Below are 21,789 nucleotides of genomic sequence, written 5' to 3'. Positions count from 1 at the left end.
ACGAGTGCTGACTTGGTCAGTAACTCGTTTTTTCTTACCATGATTGCCCGTAAACCGCCATTTTTTGGTACAATTAAGACTATAAATAGTCCGACTAAAAGGAGCGTAATCTAATGGCAAAAAAATTATTATTGATTGATGGCAACAGCGTCGCGTTTCGGGCGTTCTTCGCGCTGCATAATCAGCTCGATCGCTTTGTGAACGCTGACGGGTTGCACACGAATGCCATTTATGGCTTCAATACCATGCTGGATCATATGATCAAAGCCGTTAATCCGACTGATATGCTTGTGGCATTTGATGCCGGTAAAACGACTTTTCGGACGGCAATGTTTGATAATTACAAGGGTGGTCGTGCCAAGACCCCGGGTGAATTCTCGGAACAAATGCCGTATATTAAACAATTACTCGATGCTTATGGCATCCAACATTACGAATTAAAAGATTATGAAGCCGATGATATTATCGGGACGTTAGCCGGTCAAGCAGATGCGGCGGGCTATACCACCACGGTTGTGACTGGTGATCGGGATTTGACACAATTGACCACGGATCACACGACCATTGCGGTGACGGTCAAAGGGGTCTCTGAAGTTGAACGTTATACGCCCGCACATGTGCAAGAAAAGCTAGGCATTACGCCATTACAGATTATTGATATGAAGGGCCTGACCGGCGATACCTCGGATAATTATCCAGGTGTCACTAAGGTCGGTGAAAAGACGGCGCTCAAGCTTTTGAAGCAATATGGCTCAATTGAAGGAGTCTACGAAAACATCGACGACATGAAAAAGTCGAAGATGAAGGAACATTTGATTGAAGATCATGATTTAGCCACGCGGGCGAAAGTTTTGGCGACAATCAAACGTGATGCGCCAATCACGGTTGGCATTGCCGATTTAACTTACGACGGTCCAGATGTTGAAAAGTTAGCGGAATTCTATCAAACGATGGACTTTCAATCATTTTTAAAGAAATTAAACGTTGGTCCCGCTGAACCGGCCAAGCCAATTGATTACACTGTATTGACTAAGGATAATCTTGGTGAATTAGCGCAATTTACGGATCATGTTGAGTTTTACTTAGAAATGCCAACCCCTAATTATCACACCTCAGCCTTTGCTGGGTTTGCGATTGGTCATGCGGATCATTGGTATGTCAGTCGCGACGTGGAATTATTGTTGCAGCCGACAGTTAAAGACTTATTAGCCAGCGAAACGGTCCAAAAAAATGTGTTCGATATGAAACGGACGATTGTGGGCTTGCACCGCTTAGGCTTAACGCTTAAGGCCGTCGATTTCGACTTATTACTAGTCTCATATTTACTTGATACTAATGACAACAGTAATGACCTCGGTAGTTTAGCTGAACAACATGGCTACACGGACTTGCCGACTGATGAAACGGTTTATGGCAAAGGGGTTAAACGGGCGATTCCTGATGATGATACCGTGTTCTTTAGCCATTTAGCGCGCAAGTTAGCGGCGATTGCGGCTTTGAAGACGGAATTATTAAAGAAACTTGATGAAAATGAACAAACACCGTTATATCACGATATTGAAAAGCCAATTGCGTTAGTCTTAGCGCAGATGGAAATGGCTGGTATTACCGTTGACAGTAGTCGGTTGCAAGCGATGGGGAGTCAATTCAAAGAGCGCCTTAGTGAAATTGAACAGACGATTTATCAAGAAGCGGGTCATGAATTTAACATTAACTCGCCTAAGCAACTCGGGGTTATTTTGTTTGAAGAAATGAAATTGCCAGTGATTAAAAAGACGAAGACGGGTTACTCAACGGCCGTCGATGTCTTAGAAAAGCTAGCCCCAGAAGCCCCAATCGTTGCTAATATCTTGCAATATCGGCAAATCTCAAAGATTCAGTCGACTTACGTAGAAGGTTTATTAGATGCTGTTCATTCGACGGATCAAAAAGTGCATACACGGTATTTGCAGACCTTGACGCAAACGGGACGCTTGTCGTCAGTGGACCCGAACTTGCAAAATATTCCAGTGCGTTTGGAAGAAGGCCGTAAGATTCGCCAAGCCTTTGTGCCTGGTCATCCAGATTGGCAGATCTTCTCATCTGATTATTCACAGATTGAATTGCGAGTTTTGGCACATATTACCCATGATGAAAATATGCAAGCTGCCTTTAAAGAAGGCGACGATATTCATGCGGCGACCGCGATGCGGATCTTTAATTTGAAGTCACCGGCAGACGTCACACCCAACATTCGGCGCCAAGCAAAAGCCGTCAACTTTGGGATTGTCTATGGTATTAGTGACTATGGTTTGTCCCAAAATATCGGGATCACACGCAAGCAAGCTAAGCAATTTATCGACGCTTACTTCACGGAATATCCAGGTGTGAAAGCTTATATGGATAATATTGTGAAAACGGCGCATGAACAAGGCTATGTTGAAACGATTGCTCATCGGCGGCGTTATTTGCCAGATATCAACGCGCGGGGCTTCAACCAACGGTCGTTTGCCGAACGGACGGCGATGAATACGCCTATCCAAGGCAGTGCCGCGGATATTATTAAGATTGCGATGATCAAGATGCAGGCTAAGCTTAAAGAAGCTGGTTTGCAGGCAACGATGCTTTTACAAGTCCATGATGAATTGATTTTCGAAGCCCCAGCTAGTGAAATTCCAACCTTGGAAAAATTAGTGCCAAGTGTAATGGATTCAGCGGTCAAGTTGGATGTGCCATTGAAAGTTGAAAGTCACTTTGGCAACACTTGGTACGATGCAAAATAGGAAGTGAGTCCATGCCAGAATTACCTGAAGTTGAAACGGTTCGCCGCGGCTTAAATCGGTTAGTTAAAGGCGCGACGATTGCCAGTATCGATGTTTACTGGCCAAAAATTATTAATAATGATCTTGATAGCTTTAAAACTCGGTTAGCCGGCCAAACGATTGAAAGAATCGATCGCCGCGGTAAATATTTATTATTCCGATTTACCGGTGGGTTGACGATGGTGTCACATTTACGAATGGAAGGTAAATACAACGTCGTCCCAGCTAATACCAGTCGTACCAAGCATACGCATGTTGTCTTCCATCTGACAGATGACCGGGATCTCTGGTACAACGATACCCGTAAGTTCGGTCGGATGACCTTAGTGCCAACGGGTGAAGAATCAACAGTCGGTGGATTGAATAAGCTTGGTCCGGAACCGGTTGCCGACCAACTGACAGTTGCCTATATGACGGCAATCTTTGCGAAGTCTAAGAAAATGATCAAACCGTTATTGCTAGATCAAAGCAAGATTGCGGGGATCGGTAATATTTACGCTGATGAAGTGTTGTGGATGAGTAAGATTCATCCGATGCGACCCGCTAATCTCCTAACAGCTGATGAGATTGCAACGTTACATCAAAATATTATCGATGAAATAGCTATGGCAATTAAAGGGCACGGCACCACGGTGCATTCATTCTCAACCGCCTTTGGTGAAGCGGGTCAGTTTCAAAATCAGTTACACGTTTACGGTCGCGAAGGCGAACCATGTGAACGTTGTGGCACCCTGATTGAAAAGATTAAAGTTGCACAACGCGGGACACACTTTTGTCCGCATGAGCAACGGTTGTAGGTGATGATGATGACCCAAATTATTGGCTTAACTGGTGGAATTGCCACGGGAAAGTCGACGGTTTCGAAGATGTTGGCGGACGCGGGGTTGCCCATTGTCGATGCCGACAAAATTGCGTGGCAGGTTGAAGGCCCGGGGACGCCAACCTTGGCGAAGATTGCCGCTCATTTTGGCCCAGCAGCAGTCTTACCCGACGGTCATTTAAATCGCCGTTGGTTAGGTCACCGCGTCTTTAGCGATGCGAATGACCTAGCTGCGTTAAATGCCATCACCAGTGGCCCGATTCAACACGCCATGCTGACGGCGATTGTGGCCGCTGGACAAGCAAAACCAGCCGCGATTATTCTCGATGTGCCCTTATTATTTGAAAGTGGTTGGCAGCATATCTGCGACCAAGTGATCGTGGTCAATGCGCCAACTAGGGTGGTGTTGCCACGGTTAATGGCGCGCAATCACCTAACGGCTACTGCCGCACAAGCTAGAATCGACAGCCAAATGCCGTTAGCGGAGAAGTGCCAGCGTGCCGATATCGTGATTGATAACGGACAAAACGTTGATAAAACAAGAACTGCCGTGTTAAAATGGCTGAAAACTATTAAATGAAATAATTAGGCTGACAGTTTTTAGTTATTAGTGTGAGCCGTCTTCGTTGACCAACCCGTTCGCGGTAGGGCAGACCTGCAGCCAAAAAACGGTCTGCGTGGCGAGCGAGTTGGTCACTACGACTCAGCGAATTGTCATGATAACGGTCGTTTTGTACGAATAATGCCGCTTAATATTAATTATCTAATAAATAACATAATTATTAATTATTTGACAATTTAACGTCGGGCGAGCCAACATTGGCTCAGTGGTGTCGTTTGACTTAGTCGGTGATTTTCCGGCTTAGTCAAAGCCCGGCTTGTGAGACCGGGCTATGGCTCACAAACGTGGCCACCACGTTCCAGCCAATGTTGGCCCAACCAGAGTGGCAAATTAGTGAACTAAACGTAAAAATACAAAGATAAAAAACATCAAACGAGGTGAGAAGTCCATGCAATGTCCACACTGTCATCATAATGGCTCGCGGGTCGTCGATAGTCGGCCGACTGACGATGGTCGGGTAATCCGACGGCGGCGCGAATGCGAGAACTGCGGTTTTCGCTTTACGACTTTTGAACGAGTCGAAGCGACCCCATTATTAGTCATTAAAAAGAATGGTGCGCGCGAAGAATTTAATCGCGAAAAGATTTTGCGCGGGATTATTCGTTCCGCCGAAAAACGCCCAGTTAGTATGGAAACCATGACCGGTATCGTTGATGACGTGGAGAATAAAGTCCGCTCATTAGGCGAAAATGAAATTTCCAGTCAAGTTATTGGCGAGTATGTCATGGAAAAATTAGCCGATATCGATGAAATCTCGTATATTCGGTTTGCCAGTGTTTACCGGCAATTTAAAGATATGCATGTCTTCTTGAATGAACTTCAAGACATGATGGAACGCGATAAAGTTAAATTGGCCAAGACGCCGACTAAGCCGCATAAGGCGTCCAAGCCAAAGTCAGAATAACCAGAGAAAATGGTGAGTAAACATGCCGAAAGAAGAACCGGCACTGACCCCGAAGACCGGCTTGTTGGTCCCCAATGCACCGGTATTATCCGCGACCCAACAAACGGTTTTAGCTGAGCTGTATCTGCCATTAACGGGGGCACTGGCGTATGGCCTGTATGCCGCGCTATTGAGCTTGCAGTCGACGACAACTCAAGTCAGTGGTCGGCATAGTCATGCAGAAGTATTAGGCATTTTAAATGCTGATCTACCGACCGTGTTAGCGGCCCGCACGAAGCTTGAAGGTACGGGGTTATTACGGACGTACTATCAGCCGGATGAACTTGGCGATTATTATATTTACCAACTGCAGCCACCAATGACGGCGCAACAGTTCTTTGCAGATGATCTGTTAAGTGTGCTCTTGTTGGATATGGTCGGTGAGACCCGCTATCAGCAAGTTGCTGCGAATTTTAAGCCAGCAGTAGTGGACTTATCACAGGCGCAAGAAGTGACGGCTGGTTTACTGGATGTCTTTCATTTGGACGGGCAAAAGGTGACGACCCCGCCTGCTACGGTCCAGCAAGTCCGCCAAACATTACCTGCCAGTGAGGCTACAACCACTGGCCCGGATCTGACCAAAACGGATTTTGATTGGCAAGTGTTAGGCCAGATTTTGCAACAAAATTATGTCGACCTCAAGCAAGTTTCGGCGTCACGCGAGCTTATCGTGACGGAAAGTCAGGTCTATGGCATTAGTGAAGTCGAGATGGGGAAGCTTATTAGTGAAGTGGCCAGCTTAACTACCGGTCACTTTGATGAGAATCAGTTAAAGCTACTGATTGCGCGGCGTTACCAGCGCCCAACAACGCCGGTTGCCACGCCCGCCGCTGCTTCAGCCGCCGCGGCACCAACGAGTCCAGCTGCGGTGACGACAAACCAGTTTTCAACTTCTGAACAGCAATTGTTGTCAGTGGTGAAATCGACGGCGCCGAGTGACTTTCTAACCGCTTTGAAGCAAGAAAAGCACGGCATTGTGACTGCGGGTGAGCAACGCTTGCTCTATGACCTAGTCCAACGTCGGATTTTCAGTAATGGCGTGATCAATATGTTGACTTATTGCATTCTCCAATTACAGAAGCGGGAAGTCAGTACTTTAAATAAAAACTTGATGGAGACGATTGCTGATAATTGGGCCCAGCACGAGATTACGACCCCTGAAGCAGCGTTAACTTATTTAAAGCAACGAGAACAAGCCCAGAACCAGCCGACTCGTAAACGGGCACCGCGGCGTCAAAATGGTCGGCCAGTGCGTAAGGAAGTCGTGCCAAAATGGATGCAAGCGTCGGCATCGGCAATTACCGACAAACCAGCAAGCGGTCAGAGCTCAATCTCAGCGGCCCAGCGTCAGAAACTGGCGGAGCGGGTTGCTAAATTAAAATCAGATAAGGAGGGCTAATCTATGGAAAATATTTCTGAAACGCTTAAGATTCTCATGAACAAACGGCACTTGAATCAACAGTATCAGCAGTTAATGACGACGGTTTATCAAGATCCGGATGTGCGTGAATTCTTGAAGACGCATGAACAGGAACTTTCGCAGGATGCCCTCGAACGTAGTGCTACGAAACTCTATGAATTTTGCGAAGAAAAACGTAAAGTGGCTCGGCATGAGCCTACGCAAGCACCGGGCTATCAGCCAGAACTTGTAATGAGTAATCATTTGATCGATATTGCCTATCAGCCAACGGCACAACTACAAGAAGCACAGGCGGAACGGGCGCTAAAACAACGGGTTCGTTCAATCAGTATGCCGAAGAATATTCAAAATGCTGACTTGAAGGCTTACGACCAAGATGGTGATCGGGCAGCGGCTTTGATGTCTGCATTAGACTTTATTGATGCGTATACTCAAGCGCCAAAACGTTTTCATCGCGGCCTCTATCTATATGGATCGTTTGGTGTCGGCAAGACTTACTTGTTAGGTGCGATGGCTAATGAATTAGCTGCACGCGGGTTTCAAACGACGTTGATTCATTTTCCAAGTTTCGCAGTTGAAATGAAACGTTCGATTAGTAATAATACGTCCGGTGATAAAGTCGATGCGATTAAACGCGCCCCAATCTTAATGATTGATGATATTGGTGCGGACGCCTCATCAACTTGGATTCGTGACGATGTCTTAGGCGTCATCTTAGAATTTCGGATGCAGGAAGAACTGCCAACGTGCTTCTCATCGAACTTTTCGATGCAGGAATTACAAGACGGTTACCTAACCATCTCGCAAAAGGGTGATGAAGAACCAATCAAAGCCCAACGGATCATGCAGCGGGTGCGGTACTTGTCGACCGAAATCGAAATGATTGGTCAAAATCGCCGGTTAAATCCGACTGATTAGTGTTGACATTTAAATCAAAAGTGGTTTAATGAAAACAGATGCAAAAGACATGCTCAATTAATCATGGATCGCAGAGATCAGACCGTTAGCTGGAAGGTCTGGACCGGATTAGTCGAGATACCACTTTTGTGAACATGCTCAAACGAGCCGGAACGCTTCCGTTATTAGCGCTAATGAGTCAGTGACTTTAAGTTACTGAAAAATCGGGTGGAACCACGTCAATCACGTCCCTATTACTAGCTATGGCTAGTAGTAGGGACTTTTTTGTCGTCCCAGCGCGGCGTTTTGGTGAAGGGGTAATTTTTTAAGGAGTGTGTCAATTTATGGCAAGTATTAACGTTAAATTTCCAGACGGCGCCGAAAAACAATTCGATGCCGGCGTTACGACGGAAGACATTGCAAAGTCAATCAGTCCTTCGCTCGCAAAACGGTCAGTTGCCGGTAAGTTCAACGATCAAGTCGTTGACTATCGCCAACCTTTAACCACGGATGGGTCCATTGAAATCGTGGCGGCTGATAGCGAAGACGGGATGGCTGTTTTACGGCAAACGGCAGCGCAAGTGTTAGCTAACGCTGTTAAGCAACTCTTCCCAAAGGTTCATTTTGGGAGTGGTGAAGGTAACGAAAATGGGTTCTTCTTCGATACTGATAACCCTGACGCTGATGGCAAACAAGTGAGTGAAGATGACTTGGAAGCAATCAGCATTAAGATGCAAGCCATCGTTAAGGAAAACTTGCCAATCGTACGCGAAGTCTTATCAAAAGACGATGCGTTAGCTTTAGTTGGCGACGATCCTTACCAACAAGACTTAGTGAACGACCGTGCCGCTGCAAACGACGGCCAAGTCGTAGTTTACAAGCAAGGCGATTTTGTTGATTTATCTGACGGGGCCCAATTAGCTTCAACTGGTAAAGTCAAGATCTTCAAGTTATTGTCCGTTGCCGGTGCATACTGGCAAGGCAAGTCCAGCAATCCAATGTTACAACGGATTTATGGGACGGCTTTCTTAAAGCAAAAAGACTTAGATGCAGATTTGAAGAAGCGTCAAGAAGCACGTGAACGTGATCACCGGGTTATCGGGAATGAATTGGACTTATTCTTCGTTGATCCTAAGGTTGGGAACGGGTTACCATACTGGATGCCTAATGGTGCCACGATTCGGCGTCAAATCGAACGTTACATTATCGATAAAGAAGTGGCCAATGGTTACCAACATGTTTACACCCCAGTTTTAGCTAACTTGGATGTTTACAAGCAATCTGGTCACTGGGACCACTATCGTGAAGATATGTTCCCACCAATGGACATGGGTGACGGCGAACAATTGGAATTACGGCCAATGAACTGCCCATCACATATCCAGATTTACAACCATCACATTCGCTCATACCGTGAATTGCCATTGCGGATCGCTGAACTTGGGATGATGCACCGTTACGAAAAATCTGGTGCTTTGACCGGGTTATCACGGGTTCGTGAAATGACCTTGAACGATGGTCATACGTTCGTGGCCTTGGATCAGATTGAAGAAGAATTCAAGAAGATCTTGGGCTTGATGGTTCAAGTCTACGAAGACTTCGATATTTCGGACTATCGTTTCCGTTTGAGTTACCGCGACCCTGAAAACAAGGCCAAGTACTTTGACGATGACGCGATGTGGGAACGGAGCCAAAAGATGTTGAAGTCCGCCATGGATGACATGGGCTTGGATTACTTTGAAGCTGAAGGCGAAGCTGCTTTCTACGGTCCTAAGTTGGATGTTCAGACGAAGACGGCGCTTGGTGGCGAAGAAACCTTGTCAACCATTCAATTAGACTTCTTATTACCAGAACGCTTCGACTTGAAGTATGTTGGTTCTGATGGTGAAGAACATCGTCCAGTGATGATTCACCGTGGCCTTGTGTCAACGATGGAACGTTTCGTGGCTTACTTGACTGAAATCTACAAAGGGGCTTTCCCAACTTGGTTGGCACCTAAGCAAGTCACTGTTATCCCAGTTAACAACGGAGCCCATGGTGCTTATGCTGAAACGGTTCGTCGTCGTTTAGCTGAAGCAAACATTCGGGTCAGTGTTGATGATCGAAATGAAAAGATGGGTTACAAGATTCGTGAAGCCCAAACTAAGAAAGTGCCATATATCTTAGTTGTTGGGGACCAAGAAATCTCAACTGGTAATGTGTCTGTCCGTAAGTATGGGGAAGAACGGACTGAATCGGAACCAATCGACATGTTCATTGGGGCCATCAGTGAAGAAGTTCGGAACTATAGTCGTGGAGCCAGCAAATAACAGTTGACACTCAATCACAATTCTGATATTATATTGGAGTTGAGAAAAAAAGCAGAAGCACCCGCTTCTCGCCTTGGTAACAAAAGTTATCGGGCAGATGAACGATGAATTTATTCCCATTAACGGGAGTGAGCGGGCGTGTTATGCGCCCGCTCTTTTTTGTGGATTTCTCGAAATTTTACGGAGGTGAATTACCATAGCTAAAGATTCGATGGTTAATGACGGCATCCGTGCTCGCGAAGTACGTTTGATTGCCAGTGATGGTGAACAATTAGGTGTCAAGTCACGACAAGAAGCAATGCAGATTGCTGAAGATGCAAGCTTAGATCTTGTTTTAGTTGCACCGAAAGCGAAACCACCCGTAGCCAGAATTATGGATTATGGGAAGTATCGTTTCGAGCAACAAAAGAAACAACGGGAAGCTCGTAAAAAGCAAAAAGTGGTTAGCATTAAAGAAGTGCGCTTGAGCCCAGTTATTGACACCAATGACTTTAACACGAAGCTGAAACATGCTGAAAAGTTCTTGTCAAAAGGTGACAAAGTTCGGGTTTCCATCCGATTTAAAGGTCGGGCTATTACCCATAAGGATATTGGTCGTCAGGTCTTGAATCGAATGATTGAAGCCACGAAAGAATATTCAACGGTTGAAGCCTATCCTAAGATGGATGGTCGTAGTATGTTCTTAGTGTTAGCACCAAAAACTGAGAATTAATTTCTAGGAGGATTATTGATTATGCCAAAACAAAAGACAAACCGCGCTGCAGCTAAGCGTTTCAAAGTAACCGCTAAGGGTAACATTAAGAGCGCCAACGCTTTCACAAGTCATCGTTTCCATGGTAAGACTAAGAAACAACGTCGCCAATTACGTGGTACGGCTGTGATCGAAAAGCCAATGGTCAAAACATATCACAAGTTATTACAAAAATAATTAACACGTTTTAGTTAAATCTAGGAGGAAATAAGATGGCTCGAGTAAAAGGTGGAACTGTAACACGCAAACGTCGTAAACGCATTTTAAAATTAGCTAAAGGTTACCGTGGTGCTAAGCATATCCAATTTAAGGTTGCTAAGGACCAAGTAATGAAGTCATACGAATACGCCTTCCGCGATCGGAAGAAGCGTAAGAGTGACTTCCGTCGTCTTTGGATTGCCCGGATCAACGCGGCAGCCCGGATGAGCGACATTAGCTACAGTCAATTAATGCATGGCTTGAAATTAGCTAACATCGACATGAACCGTAAGATGCTGGCTGACTTAGCTGTTAACGATGCTGACGCATTCAAGGCGTTGGTTGAAGAAGCTAAGAAAGCTCTTGCAGCTTAATTAAAAAATTCCAAGCCGTTTTGGCAAGGTTGATTAGGGATCTCATCATTTGGATGAGGTCTCTTTTTTTGTCATTTTTTAAGTTAGTTATACTCAAGTTGCGCATTGAATTTAGGTTTAAGCGGCAAGTGAAAGAAGTTATGGCCAACACAGTCCATTTTAAATGCATTAAGCTTTCTGGTAGGCGGAGCTGTTGAGGATTTCAGTGGTAAGGTGGCTATAGTAACTGGTATCATGGAGGCATCAGGTGTAATTGTGGTTGATGGTATGACAACTACCCAGTTTTAAAGTGGTGATTGCCAGAAAAGTCGTATTTTTGTGAAAGCTATTAAAGATGATTTAAAAGAAATCTTACACAAGGAAAGTTACAGGAGATGGCAAAAGCTGTTTATCGTGCAGCACAGTCATTAAAGTAAGGAGAGAAGAATGATTGCATTTGTTAATATGGATTGTAATGATGTAAATGTTAGTATTGGGTATATGGAGTTAGCAGAAAAAATTTGGGGATTTAAATATAGTGAAACACCGATATTTGTAAATCATTTTGGTGCTAGACTAGACTCCCAAAATGAATTTTACTTAGGGTTCTCCTTGTTTTTATCAGACTACACTAAAAAATGGATACCAATAAAAGGTGGTTGGGATGCGACTGAAGTTATGGTCAATCAAGTAAAAGCCAATCCAAGTAAAATTGTGATTATGACCGCCTTTGAACAAGAACTTTTAATCAATCAGAAAGGTTTTTACAATTTGGTTGCCTATATTGCTGAACGTGTTAGTGGCAAAATTATGGTTGGCGAAAATGGTGATTGGATTGATTTAGCAACTTTCAGCAATCAGTATCATGAAATTATGACGACCCCATTTGCTGAAGCAGTTGATAAAAGTATTGAATTCGGAAGCCAACATGCGCCTGGTAGAGAAGAACCAGGAATGGATCGATATTTTTACTAAGTACGCTTGATGCTAGTTGGATTAGGTTGCCATTCTGGTTGGTCCAGAAGTGGTTGAAACGTGGTGGTTACCACCAAAAGTGGTCTATTTTTCAGATGCACAGCAAAACGCCCGGCAAAGATAATTGCCGGGCGTTTTGTATTCCAATAATTAAGCCTTAACAGCGTCACTTTTACGAACTGGACTGACCCAAGTCCCACTACCATAACCCAGAATGGTTTTAACGGCTGGAATCAAGGTTGTTACCAATGCCAGCGCATTAACTTGCCAATAGACGACCATGTACAGTGGCATAAAGAGCAAGTATTTCAGCTTTTTACCTCGGTCATCGACAATTAACGCCGATAGTAGTTGTAGGATGCCGGCGAACATTTCGAAGGTGACGAAGATGAAGGCCATACAGAACATGTGGTAGACCCGTTCGAAGTTTCCGGTGAAAGCGAACGTCCCCAGTGAGTAAATAAAGAGGATCGTTGAGATACAGAAGAACAGTGACCAGATGATACTTAACGTTTGGTCCGTTAGAAACGCGATTTGCTTGAAGTAACGCTTCGGATGACTCAATACGCGGCGGAAGTTCGTCAATAAGACTTCCGTGCCACCTTTGGCCCAGCGTTTACGTTGCTTGTAAAGCGCAGATAAGGATTCCGGGACGTTCATATAGAAGAGAATGTCCGGTGAAAAGGCGGTTGTCCAACCACTCAATTGATGATCCCAGGCGATACTAATATCTTCAGTTGCGCGGTCTTGGCGGAATAGGCCGACATCAATCAACGCATCACGGCGATACATTGTGTTGGCACCACTGTACGCATACATATTCCCTAACGCACTAACTTGGCTTCGCTTGATAACGCCGACGATGCTCGAGAATTCGACCGTTTGGGACTTAGCAATTAGCTTGCTGCGATTTTGGACATCCATGTTAGCAGTGACCGCGGCCACGTTCATGTGTTCTTCACCTAGGAAGTAGTTCATGTATTTGCTTAAGGCATCGGGTTCTGGAATGGAATCAGCGTCATTACTTAAAATAAATTCGCCTTTCGCAAAGCCAACCCCGACGTTAAACGCGTGCGCTTTACCTTGATTCTTTTCGATGGTGACGACGCGTAGGTTCGAATATTGCGTTTGGAGTTCCGCTAAAATCTTAGGCGTATCATCAGTTGAGCCATCGTCAGTGACTAAGACTTCATAGTTCTCATAAGTTAAATTGTTCATTAGATAGTCGATGGTATGGGCAATCATGACTTCTTCATTATGTGCCGGAATCATGATCGTGATCATCGGCTGATCGACGGGGGCAATATCTTGGAACTGCTTATGACGATGGCGATACACCGTTTGGTAGCAAATAACGCCGATGAACCAAGCGAAGGCCCCTAAAATTGGGTAGGAGACAAGAATTAGTAAGACAAAGTTCCAAATACTTTCAAATGGGTTTAACGTTGATAAGATTTCCATCTATTAGGCGTCCTCCGTTTTGTATAAATCGTGAATTTCGTTAACCTTCAAGTTTTGTTCGGGCGTGACCGTGTAGTGGCGAATATTCGTCCGCATGGCGGCCATCCCGAAGCGTTCAGCGTATAAGGCCTCCATTTTAAGTTTGCGTTCTGCTAGTCGTTCAGGATCGTATTGAACGTCTTTTTCAATGTGTTGTTTAACGCGATGGTTATTATGCAACGTTGAGATGACGACCACCAGCGCGATGATGATAAAGGCGATGATGAAGAACCGGTCAAAAAAGTAAAATAAGGTCCGGCCTTCTTGATAACGCCAAGCGTGTAGAAAGTGCGTGTTATTAATCAGTAGGGTGGATGAGACCGTCCAATAAATGGGAATGGCGACACCCAGCCAAAACAAAATGGCGACGAGGGTCTGCCAAAGTTTGGTGAACCAATGGCCTTTGCCGAAAAATTTATCGGTCACGTATGTTTTAACAACTTTTTGTTTATCCATCTTTTGCTTGTCCAAATGAAGTCCTCCTTGACCGTTCACGCGATTTGTTTTTAGTTATCATTACGATAATTAATATCATATCATGTTCATAATGATAAACCAACATATTTTTTAAATTGGTTAATTAAACGCCGGTATAACGGCATTTTTAAACTTATCGAATAAGTTTAATTGATGACTGTTTTGATAGTTTCGATACTCAATCAGTTAAAATTTAAGTTAGATGCTAATTATTGTACGATGTGGACTTTAAGATAGTTTGCTTCTATATAAAGAAATACTAACAAGGATCATTCAATTGGTTAGAGACAACTTAGTTTTGATTGTCGCTAATTAAACAATTGTTAAGTTCGTCCAGAGCGGCAAGAAATTTAATTAACACTGAATTTGCCGGTAACCAACAATAAAAGTTGCACATTCAATCGAAAGCCACTATTATAAAAAGATAACGCAAATTATACAGGTGAATGGTGAATTGGTGGCGGTTGTCCTATCCGTGTGACTTCCGAGTATGCTAAAATAAGATAGTGAGTGTCTAGCTGAACTTGCCACTAACAGCGGTCGTCAGTGACATGACTAATGACCTTAACCGTTAAGAATGAAATTAGAAGTGAAGGGGAAAATAATGATTAAGCAATTTAAACCAACTTGGATGATTCCAGCAATCTATAATATTACACCGGCGCAACTGCGTGAAAAAGGGATTAAAGCGGTCTTTGCTGATCTCGATAATACTTTGATTGCTTGGGATAATCCGGATGGCACCCCGGAACTAAAAAAATGGCTGCATGGGTTGCAAGATGCTGGGATTCCGCTGATTGTGGTCTCGAATAATTCACATGTGCGGATTGCCAAGGCCTTGCAAGCTTTAGATTTACCCTTTGTTTCGCGGGCCTTAAAACCATTACCATTCGGGATTCAACGGGCACGTCATAACTTAGGTTTGAAACAAAATGAAGTGATTATGGTTGGTGACCAATATATCACTGATATGTGGGCCGCCCATACTGCGGGCGTGGCTAGTGTCTTAGTGCAGCCGTTAGTTCAGACTGATGCGTGGAATACGCGGATCAATCGATTCTTTGAACGGTTTATTAAAGCGCGGTTGGCCCATCGTTTTCCAGAAATGCATTTTCAGGAGGAACTTAAATAGTGAGTGAAGCACAAGAAACGTTATTTTGTATCGGCTGTGGGGCAGCCATCCAAACAACTGACCCCAAAGCAGCGGGGTATACCCCGGCATCGGCTTTAAAGAAGTCATTGGCTTCAGATGCGCAAGACTTGTATTGTCAACGCTGTTTCCGGTTACGGCATTATAATGAAATCGTGCCCGTCGACTTGAGCGACGATGATTTTCGGCATTTATTAGCCACGATTCGTGAAGCGGATGCGTTGGTTGTGTATGTCGTTGATATTTTTGATTTGAATGGTAGTATTATTCCTGGTTTACAACGGTTTGTCGGTGACAACCCGGTCTTATTAGTTGGGAATAAGGAAGACGTCTTGCCACGGCAGTTACGGCGGACAAAACTACGCGAATGGATGAATCAACAAGTGCGGGCCCAAGGTATCAAGCCCGTTGACGTGGCATTGACCAGCGCGAAAAAGGGTCACGCCATCGATGATTTGCTAGCACTAATTGAAAAATATCGGCGCGGTCGCGATGTCTACGTCGTTGGGGTCACCAATGTGGGTAAGTCAACCTTGATTAACCGGATTATTGCGAATAATACCGGCTTAAAAGACTTGATCACCACATCACGGTTCCCTGGAACGACGTTAGATAAGATTGAAATTCCGTTGGATGACGGTCATAAGATGGTCGACACCCCTGGGATTATTCATCCCGAACAGATGGCACATGTCTTGAGTGGCGATGATTTGAAATTAGTTTCTCCACAAAAAGAAATTCGCCCCAAGAACTACCAGTTAGGCAACGGGCAGACATTATTCTTAGGCGGGGTCGCACGGTTAGATATTGTGGATACCCACAAACCAGCCGGGGTGGTCTACGCGGACAATAATTTAACGTTGCATCGGACAAAGACGGAAAACGCCGAAAACTTCTATACAAAGCATGTCGGTGAATTGATTACGCCCCCAACTGGCGATGCCGTCGCGGACTTCCCACCATTAGTTCGGCATGAATTTAAGACGACCGAAATTAGTGATGTGGTTTTTGAAGGTTTGGGCTGGGTCACGGTTCCCGCGGAGACGCGCGTCGCTGGCTGGGCACCAAAAGGGGTCGATGTTTTAACACGGCCCGCAATGATTAATAAGAATTAGGAGAGTTTAATGGAAAACTTACGTGGTAAACAAAAACGTTATTTACGCAGTCAGGCACAACATTTACGGCCACTCTTTGCGGTCGGGAAGAATGGACTAACTGACGAATGGTTAGGCCAATTAGTGAGTGCCTTAGACAAGCGTGAATTAATTAAGGTCAACATTTTACAAAATGCGGATGTGACAACTGATGAAGTCCAAGCAGCAGTTGAAGGCAATACCCCAATTACAGTCGTTCAAACGATTGGTCGGGTCTTAGTCTTATACATGCCATCAACTCACGCTGAATCACAACGACTTTCATTAGAAGTCGCCAAGATTTAGGGAGGCATTAAGGTTGCAGACGGTTAATCAAACAGCGACGAAAGTTTTAGCTGAAGTGGTGACCGATATGCCGCATAAGCGGGTCGGTATTTTAGGTGGGACGTTTAATCCCCCGCACTTAGGGCATTTAATCATGGCCGAACAAGTTGGTGATCAATTGGGACTGGATGAAGTTCGCTTTATGCCAGATGCCCAACCACCGCATGTTGATGAGAAGAAGACGATTGCGGCCATTGACCGCGAGCATATGGTTGAACGAGCGATTGCGGATAATCCGCGCTTTAAGTTGGAAACAACGGAGCTTAAACGTGGCGGTAAAAGCTACACTTATGATACGATGAAAGCTCTCAAGGCCCAGCATCCTGAAATTCAGTATTACTTTATTATTGGCGGCGACATGGTCGACTATTTGCATACGTGGTATCGGATTGATGATTTAGTCAAATTAGTGACCTTTGTTGGGATCAAACGGACGAAGTATCCGACAACTAGCAAATACCCAGTTATTTGGGTGGATGCGCCGGTTGTCGACATCAGTTCGACCCAGATCCGCCAAAAGATCAGTCACGGGCATTCGGTACGGTACCTCGTACCAGATGCCGTCGCTGATTATATTAAGGAGCATCATTTATATGAACAAAGTCATTGAGTATCAAGAACAGTTAGTCCCGTACACCCATGCTGAATTAATGGCCAAAGTGGCGGCCCAGTTAACTGACAGTCGGTATCAACACTGCTTACGAGTTGAACAAACGGCGCGTGAGTTGGCCCAAGCTAATGGGGTTGATCCAGAATTAGCTGCGATTGCGGGCTTATTACACGACTATGCCAAGCAACGCTCCGATGAGACGTTTATTAACTTGATTAAGACGCGGGGGTTAGACCCAGCGCTCTTAAACTATGGTAATGGCGTCTGGCATGGGGTCGTGGGTGCCGAACTGATTAAAACGGAACTACACATTTATAATGAAGATATTTTAAATGCCGTTCGGTTGCATACGGTGGGGGCTCCTTACATGCCTAAGTTGGCGCAAATCGTCTTTATGGCGGATTTCATTGAACCTAACCGGAATTTTCCCGGGGTCGATGAAGCGCGGCAAGTGACGGCTAAGTCCTTAGCTGCCGGAGTTCGGTATCAGATTCAACATACACTCAATTACTTGATTGCAAAGGGCCAACCGGTGTACCCTCGGACGTTAGCGACTTATAACGCTTGGGTCGGCGGTGTTGGCACAGTCCCATCAAATTAAACAAATAAAGGAAGATTATATGGATAGCAAAGCATTATTACAATTAACGATCGAAGCCGCGGACGACAAGCGGGCAGAAGACATTGTGGCCTTAGACGTCGCTGAAGTCAGCTTAATGGCGGATTATTTCGTCATCTTATCGGCTGATTCTAAGCGCCAAGTTCAAGCCATCGCTGATAACGTCGTCGACTTTATTCGCAAAGCCGGTTCTGACGTGAAGAGCGTGGAAGGCCGGACTGCCGGTGAATGGATCTTGATCGATTGCGGTGACGTGATTGTGCACGTCTTCCAAAAAGACGCGCGTCAACATTATAACTTGGAAAAGTTATGGTCCGATGCACCGCTAGTTGACGTTGATCAATGGGTAAACGCATGATTTATCAGACGTTTGCCGAATTATACGACGAACTCTTCGATCCAGCCATGTACCAGCAATGGCTGGATTTTGTGCGTCGTCAATTACCGGACCAATCAGGAGAAATTCTGGAACTGGCTTGTGGGACTGGCCGCCTGGGGGTCTTATTGGCCCAAGCCGGCTACCACGTAACGGGGCTGGATTTATCAGAAAACATGCTGGCCTTGGCCCAACAACATGCCGAAGAAGCCGGCGTGACATTGCCGTTATTAGCCGGAAATATGCTGGATTTATCCGAAATTGGCCAGTTTGCTGCGGTGACCTGTTTTGCAGACTCATTTTGTTATTTACCGGATCTCGAGCAAGTTCAACAGGCATTCACGCAGGTTGCCACGCATTTAACGGCGGATGGTCGGTTCTTATTCGATGTGATTACACCGCATCAGACTGACGATGTTTATCCGGGATACATGTATAATTATCGTGATGAAGACCGGGCCTTTATGTGGACGAGTTATGCCGGTGAGACTGGGCATAGTGCGGAACATGATCTGACGTTCTTCATTTGGAATGATGAAAAGCAGGCCTTTGATGAAGTGAGTGAATTGCATCAAGAACGGACGTACGAGTTAGCGGACTATCAACGGGCATTAGCGGCTGCTGGATTTAAGCACGTTAACGTTACGGCTGATTTTGGTCAACAGGAACCTGACACACAAACAACACGCTGGTTCTTCGACTGTCAAAAGTAGGTGACCGAGTTGCGGGCAGTAGGATTAATAACTGAATATAATCCGTTGCATAATGGGCATCTGTACCATCTGACGCAAGCCAAACAACGAACGGGCGCTGATTGTACCGTTGTTGTGATGAGTGGTAACTGGTTGCAACGGGGTGAACCGGCGATTTTAGATAAATGGACCCGCACCCAATTGGCGTTAGACGCGGGGGCCGACTTGGTGATTGAGTTACCGGTCTTTTATGCGACGCAGCCCGCGCATTTGTTTGCGCGTGGCGGGGTTGAGCTGTTAACGGCACTAGGCTGTGACAGCTTAGTCTTTGGGGCGGAACATCCGGACTTGGATTTCGGTCAGCTAATGGCGGCTTTTCCCAATGGTCGCGAAGCTTTCAAGCAATACAATGCAACGTATGCGACCTTGTTTAATGCCGCTTTAAAGACCGCTACCGGACAGGCACTGACTAAGGCCAACGATATGCTGGGCTTTTGCTACTATGTCGCTAATCAGCATTTAGGCGGTCAGCTGAAGCTAGTGCCCATTAAGCGCCAGGGAGCCGATCATAATGATGACCGTTTGTCGGCAGCTCAGTTTGCTAGTGGCACGGCGATTCGGCAAGCTGCATTGCAACACCAATGGGCCGCACTAGCACCCGTTGTGCCCGCCGCTACTTTAATGCAGCTACAGACTCAACATTTGACGCAGTGGGCGGACTTTTGGCCGTACTTGCATTATCAATTGTTGACGACCACCGTTGAACGGAGCGGGCAGTTTGACCAGATGGCGGAAGGCCTCGAATATCGGTTGCGTGAGATGGCGCAAGGGGCGACGTCATTTACAGCGTTCTTGCAACAGGTTAAGTCCAAACGCTATACGTATACGCGCTTGCAGCGGGTCGCAACGGCGCTGCTGCTGCAGCTAACGGCTACTGAGGTTCAAACGGCTCAAGCGCATAACTATGTTCGAGTACTGGGCTTTAATCAGATTGGTCAGACTTATTTGCATCAAGTTAAAAAAGACCTAAGCTTACCACTGTATACAAAGATTAATCAAAAGTTACGGCTACATGAAATGGCCTTGGATTATCGGGTCGGCCGGGTGTATGAATTAATTAATGGTCAGTCGCAAGATTTGTATCGGCGACCGCTAATTAAATCCAATTAATCGAGATAATATCGGTTGACGATACCGGCTTTTCTTGTTATGGTGGTGAACAGTGACGGGCATTTACGCCTGTCAAGGAAAAAACATTGACAAAGGATTTTTACACAGGTATAATTTATCACGTTGCATTAGGAGGTTTTTAAATGAAATGGTCGTTAAGTCAGCTCAAAAGCTATCGCGATGAACCACTTCAGTTTGATGAAGCGTTGGATTTAAAACACTCCCTGATGACGCGTTATCCAGAAATCATCGATGTCCAAGCAACCCAAGTTAAGGGGATCTTGTCCTACGATCAGGGTAACGTGCTAATCTCAGCGAAGGTCAAAGCATCGTTAACGTTGCCATCGACCCGTTCGCTGACGCCAGTGGTTGTGCCGCTGGCCTTTCAAATGGATGAATATTATGTGCCGCAAGGGACTGATCTGAAACGCTTCGATAAAGAAGATACGGTGATCATGTTGCCTGAGGACGATATTTTGAATTTTGATGTCGCTGTGGAGGATAATATTTTAATTCACATCCCCATGCAGATTCTTTCTGAAGCTGAGCAAAATGGTGAAGCCATGCCTGCCGGTAAAGGGTGGAAAGTTATCTCTGAAGATGACTTAGCCAAACAAGCTGAAGAACATAAAACTGTTGATCCGCGTTTAGCTAAATTAAAAAACCTGTTCCCTGATCAGGAAGCCAAGGATTAGTTAGCTAGACCTATCATAAACTCACGTTAAGTGAAACTTATTTTTTTAAGGAGGTGTAGGTTGATGGCTGTTCCAAAGAGAAGAACATCAAAGATGCGTAAGCGCAACCGTCGTGGTCATATTAAATTGGCTACACCAAATTTGGCACCATGCCCAAATTGTGGCGAATTACGTGTATCACATCGTGTTTGCCCAAGTTGTGGGTATTACAACGGTAAAGAAGTCGTTAAAGTAAACAACTAATTTGATTTAGTTGCTGAACAGCCGCAGTGCGGCCATGGCGCATGCGACTTTTCATCTGAATACGATTTTAAAAACTCGCTTAGGCGAGTTTTTTTGTACACTTTTTTTAGTATTTGGTTAGTGAATAGTGCCCATCCTGCGTTAAATTAGTAGTGAAATTAGGATTAGATGATACATATGAGAGTTGTCGAGGGACTGCTTGAGAACGATTAAATACATATTAATTTGAATTTAGAAGTTTTGGCTGAGCTGGAATTTGGTTGATTTATAAAAAAATAAAATTATTTTCCCATTTGCCGCTAAAACGACATATAGCGTCGCAGTGTTATGCTACGATGATTTCGACATAAAAAGATGACTAAAAAAGGAGTTAATAATTATGTTGAAATCGAAAAAATGGTTGACCAGTCTGGCTGTTGGGACTGCTTTGATGGGTGCTGGATTGGCAGTTGGGATTGTGCAAACACAAGTTGCTCAACCGGTTACAGTGCAAGCGAAGACAAGGATGAAGACCGTCAAGATTCCAAAGTTGATTTGGAAAGACGGGAAGTCCCATGCGTTTGTTGCAAAAGTACCGTATGGAAAGACGCTCGCGGTTAAGCAACCTAAATACAAAGCATTGTGGTATTAAGTCAAGGAAGGATGATGGCGAAGCTTAATAGAAATCAGCGCTTTGAAGGTATACTTCCC

The 21,789-nt window shown here is 45.0% G+C and carries 24 protein-coding genes and 1 other annotated feature; of the genes, 22 read left to right on the top strand and 2 right to left on the bottom strand.

Annotated features, from left to right (window positions below; all coding sequences use genetic code 11):
- The first annotated feature begins 113 nt into the window (after nt 1-113).
- From polA to FFM80_RS13205, 11 genes are all read left to right on the top strand, one after another.
- On the top strand, nt 114-2,762 hold the full coding sequence (gene polA / locus FFM80_RS13255) for a DNA polymerase I (protein WP_137641233.1): 2,649 nt from the start codon (nt 114-116) through the stop codon (nt 2,760-2,762).
- Between the two features lie 11 nt (nt 2,763-2,773).
- Nucleotides 2,774-3,598 (top strand): bifunctional DNA-formamidopyrimidine glycosylase/DNA-(apurinic or apyrimidinic site) lyase, encoded by an 825-nt coding sequence (gene mutM / locus FFM80_RS13250; protein WP_137641232.1) that lies wholly within the window; start codon nt 2,774-2,776, stop codon nt 3,596-3,598.
- Between the two features lie 9 nt (nt 3,599-3,607).
- Nucleotides 3,608-4,201 carry a dephospho-CoA kinase gene (gene coaE / locus FFM80_RS13245; protein ID WP_137641231.1) on the top strand — a complete coding sequence of 198 codons (594 nt, stop codon included), beginning with the start codon at nt 3,608-3,610 and terminating at the stop codon, nt 4,199-4,201.
- Between the two features lie 430 nt (nt 4,202-4,631).
- On the top strand, nt 4,632-5,147 hold the full coding sequence (nrdR, locus tag FFM80_RS13240) for a transcriptional regulator NrdR (RefSeq protein WP_137634214.1): 516 nt from the start codon (nt 4,632-4,634) through the stop codon (nt 5,145-5,147).
- Between the two features lie 22 nt (nt 5,148-5,169).
- On the top strand, nt 5,170-6,585 hold the full coding sequence (locus FFM80_RS13235; RefSeq protein ID WP_137641230.1) for a replication initiation and membrane attachment family protein: 1,416 nt from the start codon (nt 5,170-5,172) through the stop codon (nt 6,583-6,585).
- 3 nt (nt 6,586-6,588) lie between these two features.
- Entirely contained in the window at nt 6,589-7,524 is a 936-nt protein-coding gene (gene dnaI, locus FFM80_RS13230; protein WP_137641229.1) for a primosomal protein DnaI, read from the top strand.
- 323 nt (nt 7,525-7,847) lie between these two features.
- The gene (gene thrS, locus FFM80_RS13225; protein ID WP_137641228.1) at nt 7,848-9,812 is read left to right on the top strand and encodes a threonine--tRNA ligase; all 1,965 of its coding nucleotides are present in this window, start codon (nt 7,848-7,850) and stop codon (nt 9,810-9,812) included.
- 43 nt (nt 9,813-9,855) lie between these two features.
- Nucleotides 9,856-9,979 (top strand) — a sequence feature (ribosomal protein L20 leader region).
- 44 nt (nt 9,980-10,023) lie between these two features.
- The gene (gene infC, locus FFM80_RS13220; protein ID WP_171001121.1) at nt 10,024-10,524 is read left to right on the top strand and encodes a translation initiation factor IF-3; all 501 of its coding nucleotides are present in this window, start codon (nt 10,024-10,026) and stop codon (nt 10,522-10,524) included.
- A 21-nt stretch (nt 10,525-10,545) separates the two neighbouring features.
- Nucleotides 10,546-10,740, top strand: a complete 195-nt coding sequence (rpmI, locus tag FFM80_RS13215; RefSeq protein WP_024623797.1) for a 50S ribosomal protein L35 — start codon at nt 10,546-10,548, stop codon at nt 10,738-10,740.
- Between the two features lie 35 nt (nt 10,741-10,775).
- Nucleotides 10,776-11,135 (top strand): 50S ribosomal protein L20, encoded by a 360-nt coding sequence (rplT, locus tag FFM80_RS13210; RefSeq protein WP_137634219.1) that lies wholly within the window; start codon nt 10,776-10,778, stop codon nt 11,133-11,135.
- A 426-nt stretch (nt 11,136-11,561) separates the two neighbouring features.
- On the top strand, nt 11,562-12,089 hold the full coding sequence (locus FFM80_RS13205) for a hypothetical protein (RefSeq protein ID WP_137641227.1): 528 nt from the start codon (nt 11,562-11,564) through the stop codon (nt 12,087-12,089).
- A gap of 150 nt (nt 12,090-12,239) precedes the next feature.
- Here FFM80_RS13205 and FFM80_RS13200 read toward each other — a convergent pair whose 3' ends face one another.
- Together FFM80_RS13200 and FFM80_RS13195 are read right to left on the bottom strand one after the other, a co-directional pair.
- Nucleotides 12,240-13,550 (bottom strand): glycosyltransferase family 2 protein, encoded by a 1,311-nt coding sequence (locus tag FFM80_RS13200; RefSeq protein WP_137641226.1) that lies wholly within the window; start codon nt 13,548-13,550, stop codon nt 12,240-12,242.
- Nucleotides 13,551-13,553: 3 nt separating this feature from the next.
- Nucleotides 13,554-14,060, bottom strand: coding sequence for a hypothetical protein (locus FFM80_RS13195; protein ID WP_223877371.1), 507 nt, complete (start codon nt 14,058-14,060; stop codon nt 13,554-13,556).
- Between the two features lie 610 nt (nt 14,061-14,670).
- Here FFM80_RS13195 and FFM80_RS13190 point away from each other — a divergent pair.
- The 11 genes from FFM80_RS13190 to FFM80_RS13140 all read left to right on the top strand — a co-directional run bounded on the left by FFM80_RS13190 (nt 14,671) and on the right by FFM80_RS13140 (nt 21,730).
- Nucleotides 14,671-15,198: a YqeG family HAD IIIA-type phosphatase gene (locus FFM80_RS13190; RefSeq protein ID WP_137641225.1), complete on the top strand. Its 528-nt coding sequence runs from the start codon at nt 14,671-14,673 to the stop codon at nt 15,196-15,198.
- Complete coding sequence (gene yqeH, locus FFM80_RS13185) at nt 15,198-16,331, top strand: ribosome biogenesis GTPase YqeH (RefSeq protein WP_137641224.1); 1,134 nt, start codon at nt 15,198-15,200, stop codon at nt 16,329-16,331. The genes FFM80_RS13190 and yqeH overlap by 1 nt, the downstream gene beginning before the upstream one ends.
- A 9-nt stretch (nt 16,332-16,340) precedes the next feature.
- A complete protein-coding gene (gene yhbY, locus FFM80_RS13180; protein ID WP_137635266.1) occupies nt 16,341-16,655 on the top strand; it encodes a ribosome assembly RNA-binding protein YhbY in 315 nt (104 codons plus the stop codon).
- Nucleotides 16,656-16,668: 13 nt separating this feature from the next.
- Nucleotides 16,669-17,304, top strand: coding sequence for a nicotinate-nucleotide adenylyltransferase (locus FFM80_RS13175; RefSeq protein WP_137641223.1), 636 nt, complete (start codon nt 16,669-16,671; stop codon nt 17,302-17,304).
- Entirely contained in the window at nt 17,288-17,905 is a 618-nt protein-coding gene (gene yqeK, locus FFM80_RS13170; protein ID WP_137641222.1) for a bis(5'-nucleosyl)-tetraphosphatase (symmetrical) YqeK, read from the top strand. The genes FFM80_RS13175 and yqeK overlap by 17 nt, the downstream gene beginning before the upstream one ends.
- A gap of 19 nt (nt 17,906-17,924) precedes the next feature.
- On the top strand, nt 17,925-18,281 hold the full coding sequence (rsfS, locus tag FFM80_RS13165) for a ribosome silencing factor (RefSeq protein WP_137635263.1): 357 nt from the start codon (nt 17,925-17,927) through the stop codon (nt 18,279-18,281).
- A complete protein-coding gene (locus tag FFM80_RS13160; RefSeq protein WP_137641237.1) occupies nt 18,278-19,012 on the top strand; it encodes a class I SAM-dependent DNA methyltransferase in 735 nt (244 codons plus the stop codon). The genes rsfS and FFM80_RS13160 overlap by 4 nt, the downstream gene beginning before the upstream one ends.
- A 9-nt stretch (nt 19,013-19,021) precedes the next feature.
- Nucleotides 19,022-20,161: a nucleotidyltransferase gene (locus FFM80_RS13155; RefSeq protein WP_137641221.1), complete on the top strand. Its 1,140-nt coding sequence runs from the start codon at nt 19,022-19,024 to the stop codon at nt 20,159-20,161.
- A gap of 143 nt (nt 20,162-20,304) precedes the next feature.
- Nucleotides 20,305-20,856 (top strand): YceD family protein, encoded by a 552-nt coding sequence (locus FFM80_RS13150; protein WP_137641220.1) that lies wholly within the window; start codon nt 20,305-20,307, stop codon nt 20,854-20,856.
- Nucleotides 20,857-20,919: 63 nt separating this feature from the next.
- Nucleotides 20,920-21,099, top strand: coding sequence for a 50S ribosomal protein L32 (gene rpmF, locus FFM80_RS13145; RefSeq protein WP_137607429.1), 180 nt, complete (start codon nt 20,920-20,922; stop codon nt 21,097-21,099).
- Nucleotides 21,100-21,478: 379 nt separating this feature from the next.
- Nucleotides 21,479-21,730, top strand: coding sequence for a hypothetical protein (locus FFM80_RS13140; protein WP_137641219.1), 252 nt, complete (start codon nt 21,479-21,481; stop codon nt 21,728-21,730).
- The last annotated feature ends 59 nt before the right edge of the window (nt 21,731-21,789 follow it).

The organism is Lactiplantibacillus dongliensis, from assembly GCF_005405105.1.
Lineage (GTDB): Bacteria > Bacillota > Bacilli > Lactobacillales > Lactobacillaceae > Lactiplantibacillus > Lactiplantibacillus dongliensis.
Note: the sequence above shows the minus strand (reverse complement) of the source record. Positions and strands in the feature narration are given on the sequence as shown.

What these genes read in the sequence shown, in the direction of transcription:
- polA (WP_137641233.1), top strand. Translation starts at nt 114, where the DNA reads ATGGCAAAAAAATTATTATTGATTGATGGCAACAGCGTCGCGTTTCGG.
- rplT (WP_137634219.1), top strand. Translation starts at nt 10,776, where the DNA reads ATGGCTCGAGTAAAAGGTGGAACTGTAACACGCAAACGTCGTAAACGC.
- FFM80_RS13160 (WP_137641237.1), top strand. Translation starts at nt 18,278, where the DNA reads ATGATTTATCAGACGTTTGCCGAATTATACGACGAACTCTTCGATCCA.
- FFM80_RS13200 (WP_137641226.1), bottom strand. Translation starts at nt 13,550, where the DNA reads ATGGAAATCTTATCAACGTTAAACCCATTTGAAAGTATTTGGAACTTT.
- FFM80_RS13150 (WP_137641220.1), top strand. Translation starts at nt 20,305, where the DNA reads ATGAAATGGTCGTTAAGTCAGCTCAAAAGCTATCGCGATGAACCACTT.
- yqeK (WP_137641222.1), top strand. Translation starts at nt 17,288, where the DNA reads ATGAACAAAGTCATTGAGTATCAAGAACAGTTAGTCCCGTACACCCAT.
- rpmF (WP_137607429.1), top strand. Translation starts at nt 20,920, where the DNA reads ATGGCTGTTCCAAAGAGAAGAACATCAAAGATGCGTAAGCGCAACCGT.
- yhbY (WP_137635266.1), top strand. Translation starts at nt 16,341, where the DNA reads ATGGAAAACTTACGTGGTAAACAAAAACGTTATTTACGCAGTCAGGCA.
- dnaI (WP_137641229.1), top strand. Translation starts at nt 6,589, where the DNA reads ATGGAAAATATTTCTGAAACGCTTAAGATTCTCATGAACAAACGGCAC.
- rpmI (WP_024623797.1), top strand. Translation starts at nt 10,546, where the DNA reads ATGCCAAAACAAAAGACAAACCGCGCTGCAGCTAAGCGTTTCAAAGTA.
- FFM80_RS13140 (WP_137641219.1), top strand. Translation starts at nt 21,479, where the DNA reads ATGTTGAAATCGAAAAAATGGTTGACCAGTCTGGCTGTTGGGACTGCT.
- thrS (WP_137641228.1), top strand. Translation starts at nt 7,848, where the DNA reads ATGGCAAGTATTAACGTTAAATTTCCAGACGGCGCCGAAAAACAATTC.
- infC (WP_171001121.1), top strand. Translation starts at nt 10,024, where the DNA reads ATGGTTAATGACGGCATCCGTGCTCGCGAAGTACGTTTGATTGCCAGT.
- FFM80_RS13205 (WP_137641227.1), top strand. Translation starts at nt 11,562, where the DNA reads ATGATTGCATTTGTTAATATGGATTGTAATGATGTAAATGTTAGTATT.
- rsfS (WP_137635263.1), top strand. Translation starts at nt 17,925, where the DNA reads ATGGATAGCAAAGCATTATTACAATTAACGATCGAAGCCGCGGACGAC.
- FFM80_RS13235 (WP_137641230.1), top strand. Translation starts at nt 5,170, where the DNA reads ATGCCGAAAGAAGAACCGGCACTGACCCCGAAGACCGGCTTGTTGGTC.
- mutM (WP_137641232.1), top strand. Translation starts at nt 2,774, where the DNA reads ATGCCAGAATTACCTGAAGTTGAAACGGTTCGCCGCGGCTTAAATCGG.
- coaE (WP_137641231.1), top strand. Translation starts at nt 3,608, where the DNA reads ATGACCCAAATTATTGGCTTAACTGGTGGAATTGCCACGGGAAAGTCG.
- FFM80_RS13190 (WP_137641225.1), top strand. Translation starts at nt 14,671, where the DNA reads ATGATTAAGCAATTTAAACCAACTTGGATGATTCCAGCAATCTATAAT.
- nrdR (WP_137634214.1), top strand. Translation starts at nt 4,632, where the DNA reads ATGCAATGTCCACACTGTCATCATAATGGCTCGCGGGTCGTCGATAGT.